This window comes from Paenibacillus sp. 10L310 (assembly GCF_056395745.1).
Genome location: NZ_JBFTKC010000016.1, coordinates 35174 through 47980 on the forward strand (window position 1 = coordinate 35174; position 12807 = coordinate 47980).

12 protein-coding genes are annotated in these 12807 nt (G+C 45.8%); all 12 read left to right on the top strand.

The features are described 5' to 3' along the window. Positions 1-35 precede the first annotated feature (35 nt). The 12 genes from AC1DE7_RS25015 to AC1DE7_RS25070 all read left to right on the top strand — a co-directional run bounded on the left by AC1DE7_RS25015 (position 36) and on the right by AC1DE7_RS25070 (position 12778). Complete coding sequence (locus AC1DE7_RS25015; RefSeq protein ID WP_076329625.1) at positions 36-254, top strand: hypothetical protein; 219 nt, start codon at positions 36-38, stop codon at positions 252-254. A gap of 109 nt (positions 255-363) precedes the next feature. Beyond that, on the top strand, positions 364-1317 hold the full coding sequence (locus AC1DE7_RS25020) for an alpha/beta hydrolase (protein WP_405158280.1): 954 nt from the start codon (positions 364-366) through the stop codon (positions 1315-1317). A 203-nt stretch (positions 1318-1520) separates the two neighbouring features. Next, positions 1521-2225 (top strand): PspA/IM30 family protein, encoded by a 705-nt coding sequence (locus AC1DE7_RS25025; RefSeq protein ID WP_315370708.1) that lies wholly within the window; start codon positions 1521-1523, stop codon positions 2223-2225. Positions 2226-2261: 36 nt separating this feature from the next. Next, positions 2262-3293: a TFIIB-type zinc ribbon-containing protein gene (locus AC1DE7_RS25030; protein WP_477535395.1), complete on the top strand. Its 1032-nt coding sequence runs from the start codon at positions 2262-2264 to the stop codon at positions 3291-3293. Then, positions 3290-4090 (top strand): TPM domain-containing protein, encoded by an 801-nt coding sequence (locus AC1DE7_RS25035; RefSeq protein ID WP_477535396.1) that lies wholly within the window; start codon positions 3290-3292, stop codon positions 4088-4090. The genes AC1DE7_RS25030 and AC1DE7_RS25035 overlap by 4 nt, the downstream gene beginning before the upstream one ends. Positions 4091-4168: 78 nt before the next feature. Beyond that, positions 4169-5212 (top strand): SPFH domain-containing protein, encoded by a 1044-nt coding sequence (locus tag AC1DE7_RS25040; RefSeq protein ID WP_339285034.1) that lies wholly within the window; start codon positions 4169-4171, stop codon positions 5210-5212. 247 nt (positions 5213-5459) lie between these two features. After that, positions 5460-5687 carry a DUF896 domain-containing protein gene (locus AC1DE7_RS25045; RefSeq protein WP_036616421.1) on the top strand — a complete coding sequence of 76 codons (228 nt, stop codon included), beginning with the start codon at positions 5460-5462 and terminating at the stop codon, positions 5685-5687. 132 nt (positions 5688-5819) lie between these two features. After that, entirely contained in the window at positions 5820-6773 is a 954-nt protein-coding gene (locus AC1DE7_RS25050) for a ring-cleaving dioxygenase (protein WP_477535397.1), read from the top strand. Positions 6774-6889: 116 nt separating this feature from the next. Continuing rightward, a complete protein-coding gene (locus tag AC1DE7_RS25055) occupies positions 6890-7978 on the top strand; it encodes a low temperature requirement protein A (protein WP_477535398.1) in 1089 nt (362 codons plus the stop codon). Between the two features lie 422 nt (positions 7979-8400). Further along, a complete protein-coding gene (locus AC1DE7_RS25060) occupies positions 8401-11184 on the top strand; it encodes a glycoside hydrolase family 3 C-terminal domain-containing protein (protein WP_477535399.1) in 2784 nt (927 codons plus the stop codon). Positions 11185-11391: 207 nt separating this feature from the next. Next, positions 11392-11565: a hypothetical protein gene (locus AC1DE7_RS25065; protein WP_244661153.1), complete on the top strand. Its 174-nt coding sequence runs from the start codon at positions 11392-11394 to the stop codon at positions 11563-11565. A gap of 448 nt (positions 11566-12013) precedes the next feature. Further along, positions 12014-12778, top strand: coding sequence for a copper homeostasis protein CutC (locus AC1DE7_RS25070; protein ID WP_477535400.1), 765 nt, complete (start codon positions 12014-12016; stop codon positions 12776-12778). Positions 12779-12807: the final 29 nt, after the last annotated feature.

Genomic DNA, 12807 nt, shown 5'->3' on the forward strand with positions numbered 1-12807 from the left:
CACACGATAAGTATAGAGAAATGAGGAGATTACATATGGGAGACATTCATAAAGTGGCTGAGCCGGATCACATCATTAAGGATGTTGTTGGGAAGTTCCCGTGCAGGGTGCTGTGGAGTGAGGGCCGCCCATGTCTGGAGTATCAGAGGGAAGAGGATGTGGCGTTAATAACCGAATACGTCCATAAAACGTATAACGTTGAATTATTGGATGTGTTTTTCACAGCGGTGGAGAGTCTTCCGGTCGAGCCGTAGATCAGGTAGGGATTTATTAGAGCGCGATGAGAAAAGGATTAAATCTCATATAACTTCCAATGTACATGATAAAATAAATAAGAGTGTACATCACGTTGGAGGGGAACCAATGAGAATTGTGTTGAAGAGATTGGGGTATGGTGCTTTGGCAATATTGGGTGTCATGCTAATGTTCATTGTAATTAGTTTCACGAATCATACGATTAAGCTCAAGAGTGAGTTGAGTATTCTGTCGCCGCCAGGTGCAATGGTTAACGTGAATAATCACCAAATGCATGTCTATGCAGAAGGTTCTGGGTCACAAACACTGGTCTTTCTGTCAGGTGGGGGTACATCCGCTCCTGTATTGGATTTCAAGGCACTTTACTCCAGATTGTCTGAACAATACAAAATTGCTGTAGTTGAGAAGGCAGGGTATGGCTTCAGTGAAACGGCCAAGGTGTCCCGCGATATCGATACGATATTGGAAGAAACCAGAACAGCGCTGACTTTAGCTGGCCAGAATCCACCGTATGTGTTGTTTCCGCATTCCATGTCAGGCATTGAAGCATTATATTGGGCACAACGGTATCCAACCGAAGTTAAGGCGATTATTGGATTGGACCCTGCTATTCCAGAGGTATATGAAGCATATCCTTTGCCCTCGGGAGGCATGATGAGTCTGACAGGTTTGGGAGCACGAATGGGGATTACACGCTTTTTCCCCGGGATTGTGGATTCATCCGCTGCGATTAAGGAGGATCACCTGTCTCCTCAGGAAGAGGAACTTTACCGGGCGCTATTCTACAAGAATACGCAGACATCGAATATGAATGATGAAGTCAACATGATTAAACAGAATGCAACAAAAGTTGCTACACAGGGAATTCCGGATGTGCCGATGTATTTTTTCATATCTAATGGAGAAGAGTTACCCGTTGAGAATTGGAAAAAGTACCTAATAACTTATATCGAGTCTGTGAAGATGGGACAATATCAGATTTTAGATGGCGGTCATTACATACATAATACGGATCCAGATCGGATTGCAGAGGAAAGTGTGCTGTTCATTAAAGGACTGTAAACTAGGAAGAAAGAACTGAGAATTAGGAGAGGATTTTTGGATTATAAGGCGACACTATAAGTGCTCGTCTTTTCTTATATTACGTTTTTATAGTACGGATTTGGATCGTAGTAACTCCACTTGCCATCGTGAAATGTGAAACGTATGTGGGCGTATTCATGTATTATAGTATACATATGAACTTTTCGGAGGAGGAACAAGTCATGGGAATCTTATCGAGGTTTAGAGACGTGATGAAGGCCAATGTGAACCACATGTTGTCTCGGGCGGAAGACCCGGAGAAAAGTGTGAATGAATATATGCGCAGCCTGAGCAGTGATCTGGGTCAGGTGAAGGCTGAAACGGCAGCGGTGCTGTCGGATGAGAGCCGGGCGAAGCGAGCATTGGATGAGTGCAACGCCGAGGTCAACAAGTTACAGCGGTATGCGGAAAAATCGGCGGAGTCGGGAGACGAAGACAAGGCACGTGGTTTTCTGGAGAAGAAAGTGAAGCTGACTGACAAATTGAACGAATTACAGGTTGCCTATGAACGTGCTTCTGCCAAAGCGAAGATGATGAAACATATGAATGATAAACTCGTTGCAGATCTGGGGAAATTGGAGGCGCGGCATGCAGAACTGAAAGGTCGCATGGCAGATGCAAAGGCGCAGCAACAGGCCAACGAACGGAATGCATCTGCGGGCAGAGCTGATGCTACATTGAAGGCCATGGAAGACAAGGCGAACCAGGCGCTGAACGAAGCAGAGGCTTTGGCAGAACTTCGTGCTGGGGCACAGGAAGATGATTTGGACGAATTAATTGCCCAGTTGGAGAGGGACATGAACGCAGATGCGGGTAATAATGAGAGTGCGTCGCCAAGTGCAGAGGAAGAACTCGCAGCGATTCAGGAAAAGCTGAAGAATAAGTAATACGTTACACCATTTCGTTAACATTGAGGTGAGCAGATGCCGGTTATTGAATATAAATGTCCAAACTGCGGCAGTGGTATGATCTTTGACAGTGTGTCAGGTGCATTATCCTGTCCCAGCTGCGGCCGCCAGGACAACATAGAGCAGATCCCCGATCCCTTGAAGAGACAAGTATTCATCGAAAATGAGGTCAAAGAATACCACTGTAACAGCTGCGGAGCTGACATTGTGACAGAACCGGAGACCAGTGCGACGACATGTAGTTTCTGCGGTGCAGCGGTTGTACTCAGTGATCGGCTGACGGGCAATCTGGCCCCTGCGATGGTGATTCCCTTTTCGATCAACAAGGATCAAGCCAAGCAGGCTTTCAAAAAGTGGTGCAGAAATGGCCTGTTAACGCCAAGTGGCTTCATGTCCGCCGATCGGATTCAGAGCATTACCGGCATGTACGTGCCGTTCTGGTTGTACGAGTTACATAACAAAATCGAAGTGCATGGTCGTGGCACCAAGGTCAGATCCTACACCCAGGGCGACTACCATTACACGGAAACACAGCATTTTGATATATACCGCCGAATTCGGCTGAATTACGTGAATCTGCCCATCGATGCATCGGAGAAAATGAAGGATGAACTGATGGATAAGCTTGAGCCTTTTCCATATAATCAGCTGAAATTGTTCAAGACCCCGTATCTGGCGGGGTACATTGCGGAAAAATACAGTTATACGGACGAGGAACTTTTCCCACGGGCCAAGGATAAAACGAGATCGTACATTGATTCTTATATTGCCTCAACTGTATCCGGATATACCAGCGTGAGCTACACGGACAAACAGATTGATACTACGCTCAAAAATGCGGACTATGTGCTGCTCCCAGTGTGGATGGTCAACTATGACTACAATCGGGCACAGTATACCTTTGCCATGAATGGTCAGACAGGTAAGGTGGTCGGTAAACCACCGATCAGCAAAGCTAAAGTGGCAGGATGGTTCGCAGGGGTATCAGCGGTCTCGTTGTTGTCACTGAAGCTGGTTTCCTGGATGATGGGAGGTGGATTCTTATGAGAAAAAGAACCCCTCTGGCCGTGATGGCTACGCTCATTTTACTTATGATCACCCTTGTCGCTCCGTTGATTCCCATGTCATCGGTATCCGCAGCGGAGAGCAAAAATCTCATCTACGATGAGGCCAACCTGCTGAGTGAGCAGGAGAAAAGTGAATTGAATCTACTTGCGAATCAGTATGGTGCGGAACGGCAGACGGATTTTGTAATCTATACCTCCAATAACGAGGAGCATAAAAGTGAAAAACTGCTTACCGAAGACTTTTATGACGATCAGGGATTTGGTTACGATAAAACGCATGGAAACGCAGTTATTCTTACAATAGACATGTACAATCGGAAGATGTATCTGGCTGGTTTTTACAAAGGGAAAGAGTATATCGACAATGGCAGAGCCGATAAAATTACGGCCAAAATTGCCCCAGATGTATCGGATGGAAATTATAGATTGGCTTTTGAAAAATATCTGGAGCTCTCCTACGAATATATGGATCTTAAGCCCGGGGTAAACCCGGATAATATCCTCTTTAAGACGTGGTTTCAACTTGCTGTATCCGTGGCAATCGGAGGAATTGTAGTTGGTATAATGACCCATCGTTCTGGAGGACGTGTCACGGTCAATCGTGCGACTTATGAGGATTCCAGTAACTCCAGTGTAATTGATCGTCAGGATCGGTACATTCGTACAACGGTCACCAAACACAAGATTGAGAAGAACAATAACAACGGTGGCGGAGGAGGCGGCGGAGGCACCACCCAAGGTGGCCATTCCCATAGCGGTAGCAGCCGATCTTTCTAGCATCACGGACATTCGCAATAACTTAATGCAGGCATGTTGGGTACACAATGCTTACTAATAGAAGGGATGGGAATTAGTATGGGATTTTTCAGAAATCAGTTTTCGAATGTGGTGGAATGGGAAGAATTCAGAGATGACATGATATTTTGGAAGTGGAGCAACCGGGAGATCAAGAAGGGGAGTAAACTGATCATCCGTTCGGGTCAGGACGCCATTTTCTTGAATAACGGTAAAGTGGAAGGCATTTTCGAGGACGAAGGATCATTTAATATCGATTCCGAGATCATTCCATTTCTTTCTACATTAAAAGGATTCAAATTTGGATTTAACAGCGGCATGCGGGTCGAAGTCTTGTTTGTAAATACAAAAGAGTTCACCGTGCGGTGGGGCACACAAAGTCCGGTGTTGATTCCAACACCACAACTCCCGGGCGGGATGCCGATTCGGGCCAACGGCACATTTAATTTTAAAGTAAGTGACTACGTGACCCTGATTGATAAGATTGCAGGGATCAAGCAGAGTTATCTGGTGGAGGATGTCAAAATCCGAATCACTTCCGTGCTGGATCAGCTTCTGATGAAGTGGATTAGCCGCGAAGGGAAGGATATGTTCAACCTGCAGGCCAACGCATCGGATATTGCCAAAGGTATTCAGGAAGATCTGGATATGCAGATGATGGACATCGGCATTGGGATTACCGGTTTCCAAGTGATGAGTTTCAACTATCCAAAAGAGATTCAGGATATGATTACAAAGACTGCTTCGCATGAGATGATTGGTAATCTGCAAAAGTATCAACAGGTCAGCATGACAGACGGCATCTCATCCGGTAAAGTTCAGGGCGGCGGCGCAGCTTCGGATATGGCGGGCATGATGATGGGTATGAACATGGCCAATGAAATGATGAAAAACATGAACCAAAATCAAGGCCAAAACCAGAACAATAATTCCAATTCGTCTCAGAATCAAAATAACGACCAGAAACCAGCGGGAAATAGCAACGGTGGTTCAAATACATCTTCATCTACAGAAGGCAACAAGAAGCCAAACTTCTGCCCGAACTGTGGAGCCAAAAATGAAGGAGCCAACTTTTGTCCGAATTGTGGTCAAAAGCTGGGCTAATCAAATAAATACATGTAGGGATAGTCTAGCAGTGCACCAAATACTGCGGGTCTATCCCTTTTTGTCTGAATTCATAGTTAAATTAGCAGGGCGTTAAGCGGGAACAGGTCCATTTATTTTAGTTTTGATAAAAGTGTTGACAACCGCTCATAAATCACTTATCTTTAACTTAAGATATTTAATTTAAATATAAATAACAACCACAAACAAATATCTTTAATCCATTACACAAGGAGAGATCAAGATGATGATCCCAACATTGACCAGAATAAATGAACTTTCAAGAAAAGCCAAAGAGGGCGGATTGACGGAGATGGAGAAAGAGGAACAGGTTCGTCTTCGCCAGGAATATCTGCAAACTTTTCGCGGTTCGGTCAACGACATTCTGCTGAATGCAACCATCTATGATCCAAACGGCGATGACGTGACTCCTGATAAATTGAAACAAGAACAGGCCAATCAAAATAACGACTAGAATACAATTCGCTAGATCATATATCTTAATTTAAAGATAATACAAACTTACTATAAATCAATTAACTAACTCAAATATGTACAACACCTACTCAATTCAAAACATGCTTACCAAACCAAGGAGGAATTAATCATGACTATTCAAACAGCAGGTATTCACCATATTACAGCTTTCGCAGGAGATCCACAGGCCAACGTTGATTTTTATGCCGGAGTTCTGGGACTTCGTCTGGTGAAAAAAACAATCAATTTCGATGCACCTGATGTATATCATCTGTATTTTGGAGATGAACACGGAAGCCCAGGTACCATCATTACCTTCTTCCCATCGGCTGGATCACCACGGGGCAAAATTGGCGGAGGTCAGGTCGGCATCACTTCCTATGTCATTCCTCCTGGGTCGATTGGCTTCTGGCAGAATCGGCTGGAACAGTATAACATTGAGGTAACCAAAACAAGTCGCTTCAATGAAGACCTGCTTCAATTCGAAGATGGCGAAGGCCTGCGGCTTGAGCTTGTTGAACGGGAAGAGGGAGCAACCAGCACTTGGGCGCACGAGGGCATTCCAACAGATAAAGCAATCAAAGGCTTCGGTGGTGCTGTCCTGTTCAGTGTTAACCCGCAAAGAACGATGGATGCTCTTGAGAAAATTTTGGGATTTGTCAGAGTGAATGAAAATGAAGAGTATGCCCGTTTCCGGTCCAGCGGGGATATCGGTAATGTCGTAGATGTTCCAGTGACCCGTATGGCTCTGGGTATGGGCGGCGCAGGAACCGTGCACCATATTGCATGGCGCGCCAAAGATGATGAGGAGCATGCACAGTGGAGCGAAGCTGTACGTGATTACGGGTACCAACCGACTCCAGTGCGGGATCGTCAGTACTTTAACGCAATCTACTTCAGAGAAGCTGGCGGCATTCTGTTTGAAATTGCTACAGATCCTCCGGGCTTTGCCAAAGATGAACCTGCTGATTCGCTTGGACAAAAATTGATGCTGCCTGAGTGGTTTGAGAAATACCGCCCTCAAATTGAGGACAATCTGCAACCGATTGAAGTAAGAACACTCGCACCTGCTACAGTACAATGAAGTAAGGTAGATGGCGCTCAGAGCTTTTCCTCTGGGCGCGTCACCAAGTCAGCGATTTAGGTACTGAGTGAGCAACAGGCGTTGTAGTATGAGAAAACCTAAAGGAGCAACGAAGGATGATGGAGAAAAAGGTTACCTGGCTGGAGCTGTTTTACGATCTGCTCTTTGTAGCAGCGGTCGCCAAAGCGGGTCATGTCTTATTGCATGCCGAACACGGAGTAATTACGTTTGAATATCTAATGAAGTTTGTGCTTATTTTTATCCCTGTTTGGTGGGCATGGGTTGGTCAGACCTTGTTTATTAACCGCTATGGTCAAGATATCCTGATCCATCGAATATTCCTCATCCTTCAGCTTCTGTCCGTTATGGTCATGACGGCAAGCCTTTCTACCCATTTTGACCAATACTATCTGTCCTTCTTCATTGGATATATCGGCTCACGGGCATTTACGGCGATTCAGTATCTGACGGCTCACAAGTCAAAAGGCGAGCATCAGCAGCAAGCTGCTCGTTACTTGGGTATCTGTTTCCTTATTGGCATATTGATCTCATCAGGTTCATTGTTCTTCGATTCCTGGTTACGCTACGTGATTTTGTATGCGGGGATTGCTGTGGACATCGTACTTCCGTTGATCGGACGCAAAAATCTGGTGAAGGTACCGGTTCAGACCCATCACTTGTTGGAACGTTTCGCGCTCTTTACACTCATCCTGTTGGGTGAATCGGTGGTAAGCATTATTGCAGTGCTGCAAGCCGATCATTGGGATATGAAATCCATTCTGTTTGCCGCCTTTACGTCCATCTTTGTCATTGCGATATGGTGGCAATACTTCGACAACGTGGAGAAAAAGGTCAGCAAAGAGATTCAGACTGCCGGGCAAGCGATCATATACGGCCATCTGTTCATCTACATCTCTATGAGTATGATCGCTGCCTCAATTCAGCTGTTATATCAGAACCAGTTAAACTATGTGTTCATGATAGGGTTTGTATTTGGATCAGCGCTGTTGTATTTCTTGTCGACATCAATTGTGTTCCACCGTTACAGACACGCACATCTACGACTCCGACCACGTCATCTGGCAGTCATGGTGGGGTTACTGGTGGCATTTGTCCTTGTTGATCTGGTCTACCGGGTTCCGGGTTATGTCATCATGGGCGAAGACATGTTATTCTTCCTGGTGTATGCGAAACTTACGACTTAATATGAGTAATATAAAATCAAGAAAAGTCACGGACAACAGGTGTCCGTGACTTTTTATTATGCCACTAATCCTGGACATTTTTTAATAATATAAATAAAGCACAAATCTAATTTAATTTCTTCGATAGAATCTGTTAATATGAGACTATGTACAAGTGAATCTACCAGATCATAGAATATCTTTTATATCAAATGAGCGTAAGAAACAAACATGAAAACGGAGAGGACAGAAATAACCTGAAGAAGCATAAACGTTCGCCTTTATCAACGGATTTCTCCCTTAGGAAAAGGGAATCAAGAAATCGGGGGATAAGAGTGATCGAAGGGTTGTTCTGTCCTAGTAGTGGCCGAATGTACGTTTTGTTAGTTCATTTCATATATAGCGATTCGTAGATATGGGGATGACAATCAGGAGGGAAATCATTGAGCACACATCAAATCGGAGTTCCATTGGAAGGGTTTGCAGAGTTTAGTCGTACGGTTGCCGCTGAAGGAGCCGTTTTACTCAGAAATGAAGGCCAAGTGCTTCCACTTCGTGAAAACGAAAACGTTTCAGTTTTTGGACGGATTCAAGTGAATTATTATCGCAGCGGTACAGGTTCAGGCGGTAGTGTACATGTGGCTTATACAACGAATCTATTGGATGGTCTGCGCAGCAAAAAGAATATAACGGTCAATGAAGAGCTGGCAGCTGTCTATGAGAAGTGGATCGAGGAAAATCCATTTGATGATGGCGGAAAAGTATGGGCGGCTGAGCCATGGAATCAGAAAGAAATGCCTTTGACGGATGAACTGGTTGCACAGGCTAGAAGCAAATCCAGCAAAGCCATTATCGTGATTGGACGTACAGCAGGAGAAGACCAGGATAATGCGGATGCGCCAGGAAGTTACCAACTGACAGAAGATGAGAAAGCGATGTTGAAGCAAGTTACTTCGCAATTTGAACACACAATCGTTGTGTTGAATGTCTCAAATATCATCGACATGAGCTGGTTAAACGAAACGTATCTACATCCGATCCAAGGCGTAATTTACTCCTGGCATGGCGGTATGGAGGGTGGTAATGCGATTGCCGATGTGCTGGCGGGGGACGTTACACCAAGCGGTAAACTGACAGATACGATTGCATATTCCATCGAAGATTACCCTTCGACAAGCAACTACGGCAATGAGTTCAAGAACCTGTATCAGGAAGATATCTATGTAGGTTATCGTTATTTCGAAACGTTTCGACCTGAGCGCGTTCAGTTTGAATTCGGTTACGGCCTGTCTTATACGACGTTTTTGGCCCAACACGAAGAAGCAAAATCCGTGTCCAAAGACGGCGAAACCTACATTGAAGTTCGTGTCAATGTGACCAACTCAGGTACAACATATGCGGGCAAAGAGGTTGTGCAAGTTTATTATGAAGCACCACAAGGCAAACTGGGACAACCGGTGAAGGCTTTGGTGGCTTTTGGCAAAACAGGATTGTTGCAGCCGGGCGAGTCAGAACTTCTGACGATCAGCTTCCCGATCCATGCGATGGCATCTTACGATGATGCAGGCGTTACAGGTTTTGCTTCCGCATATGTTCTGGAAGAAGGCACATACCGACTGCATGTAGGAACCAGTGTGAAACAAGTGCAGCATATCAGCATTGATGGCCAGGATGGATATGTGATTGAATCTCTTCAATTGGTGGAGCAACTGCAAGAAGCGATGGCCCCAACTGAAGATTTTACACGGATGAAACCAGGTTCGCGCAAGGAAGATGGATCTTATGAACTGACTTATGCAGAAGTACCGAAACGTAAGATATCCATGGCGAACCGGATTGAGCAGAATCTCCCGCAAACGCTGGAGCAGACAGGTAACCAGGGCCACAAGCTGAGTGACGTTAAGGCTGGCAAAGTGAGTCTGGAAACCTTCATCGCTCAACTGAGTGATCAGGATCTGGCAGCGATTGTCCGTGGTGAAGGCATGAGCAGTCCGCTCGTTACTTCGGGGACGGCATCTGCATTTGGTGGTGTCAGCGACAGCCTGTTTAACTACGGTATTCCGGTAGCATGTACGGCAGATGGCCCGTCCGGTATTCGTATGGATAGTGGCGAAAAGGCAACACAGGTATCCATTGGTACGTTGCTTGCGGCGACATGGAACAAGGATCTTGTTGAAGAGTTGTATGTGATGGAAGGACAGGAATTGCTAAGAAATCAGGTGGATACCCTGCTCGGACCTGGACTCAATATCCGCCGGAGCCCGCTTAATGGCCGGAACTTTGAGTACTTCTCCGAAGATCCACTGATCTCGGGTGTATTTGCCGCAGCATGTACGAAAGGTATCATGAAGGGTGGTTCCAATGCCACACTGAAACACTTTGCCTGCAACAACCAGGAGAAACACCGCAGTAAAGTAGATGCTGTTGTGTCCGAACGTGCACTGCGTGAAATTTACCTGAAAGGGTTCGAAATCGCTGTAAAAGAAGGCGGAGCAAACTCCATCATGACCTCCTACAACCCGGTTAACGGACACTGGGCAGCATCAAACTACGACCTGAACACCACGATTTTGCGTGGCGAATGGAATTTCGAGGGAATCGTAATGACCGACTGGTGGGCGATTATGAATGATGTGACCGAAGGTGGAGAAGCTGATCGCAAATACACCAACTGGATGATTCGTGCGCAGAATGATCTCTACATGGTTGTACCGAACTACGGCGCAGAGATTAATGGCTGGGACGATAACACGATTGAATCCTTGGAAAATGGAACACTCACGCGCGGAGAGCTGCAACGCTCGGCGATCAACATCTGCAAGTTCATCATGAATGCACCGGTGTCCGGCAGAAAACACGAGATAGTGGAGAATGTCGCTTCGTTCCAAGCGAATGCATCCCTATCTGTTGCACAAGCTCAGGCACTGGTTGAGAACGCACAGGTGAAACCTGAAGTAGCTGAACCCGTCTACATGAAAGTGGACGAGGCCGGCCATTATCGGATTATCGTACAGATCATGTCCCCTGAGCCGGAACTCGCTCAAAGTGCATGTAACCTGCTCCTGAATGACCAGTTGGTAACCACCATTCAAACGAATGGTACGGAAGGTAAATGGATCAGACAGAAACTTGTTAAAGTAGATCTTGAAGCAGGACTGTATGAATTGAAACTGGACTTCACGAAACCAGGCCTCCAGATTGACTGGATCGAATTCAAGCAGGTGTAGAAGATAATCGGAAATATCAGGTGGTAAGAGCAATCGAAAGGTTGTTCTGTCATCCAAAGCAGAATACGTGGGTATATGACAAAGGACACTGTACGCAGGTGTCCTTTGTTGTAACACAGAATAGCTACTGTTATGATAGTGTTATGAGATTCGTAGTTCTGAACAATGGGGTCAGGGGTGTTGCGAGGAATGAGAAATTATAATTTTTTGAGTCCAATTCTGCTGGTTGTGGTGGCGCTGATTGTAAGAGGCCTGGTGACTAACCTGGGAGTTCTTTTCGGACTATCACAAGAAGTGGCGAGTAATATTGCCATGATAGCCATGATTATTGCTGCACTGATTATGTTTAATCGAATGACGAAGGCTCGGCGTAGAAAATAGAAAAAGCTCGGATAACCAGAAGGTTATCCAAGACACGAAGACACCCTCGGGGTGTCTTTTTTGTATTGACGTTCTGATCCTAACGTTTTAGACTATTGCTAATTGATAATAACATTATAAATAACAAAAATAACAAAAATCATCAAACAAAGTATATGATGTCCGTTGCACTCTCTATTTGCTAGCCCATTCCGGTCCCCAAAGGAGAATCCAATCATGAAGATCATTGCCGACAAACCATATATCGTTCAGGACGGTCAGCCTTTGCAAATTGGGATCTGGAAGCTGACCATCGTCAATAATAATGAAGAAGGACCGCAGGAGCGCTGATGAAGCGTTCAGTCGGTCCTTTATGTCATGGATCAGGCTGTGTGCAGTTCGAGTGATGTCTATCGATACAGGTTAACGGTTTTGGAATAATCTACGATGAAGTGAAGGGAGCTACATTATGGAAAGACAGCCTGTATTGGAAGTCATCGCTGTAGATGCGGCAGATGCCAAAGCAGCTGAGGAGGGAGGGGCTGATCGGATTGAGCTGGTGTCTGCGATGTCTGAAGGAGGACTTACCCCCGGTTATGGTGTCATGGAGCATGCGGTATCCCGAGTATCCATTCCGGTGTATGTCATGATCCGTCCCCATAGCCGCTCGTTCCGCTATAGCGCAGATGACATCCACGCCATGACCCGGGATGTACGCGTGGCGAGGGAACTTGGAGCCGCTGGCATTGTGATCGGCGCCCTTACCGGAAATGGTGAAGTCGACCTCATATCCTTGCAATCATGTATGGCCGAAGCTCAGGGTTTGGGCGTTACGTTTCATCGTGCAATTGATGTGAGCACAAGCCTGACTGAGGCGCTCAAGGCCATTAACACATTGGGCAACGTGGAGCGTGTGCTTACATCGGGAGGGAAACAGACAGCGCCTGAAGCCATACTGGAACTGAAACAGCTTCAGCAATTGGGGCAAACCTTGAACATCGCTGTCATGGCAGGGTCGGGGATCACCATAGAGCGGATTCAAAAGCTAGTGAGTCAGACAGGTATTACGGAAATCCATATGGGATCAGGCGTGAGGTACAAAGGCAGCTTTAATTATCCCATTGATCCACATTTGGTTGAAGAAGCCAAGCAGCAGTTATTGCTTGCGTCACATCCATTCATGGACAGTAGTGCACTGAGTAGTGGTCCAAGCAAGGGTGGTCCAATGATATAGGGATGCGCTAAATAAAAGGAGTGATACGC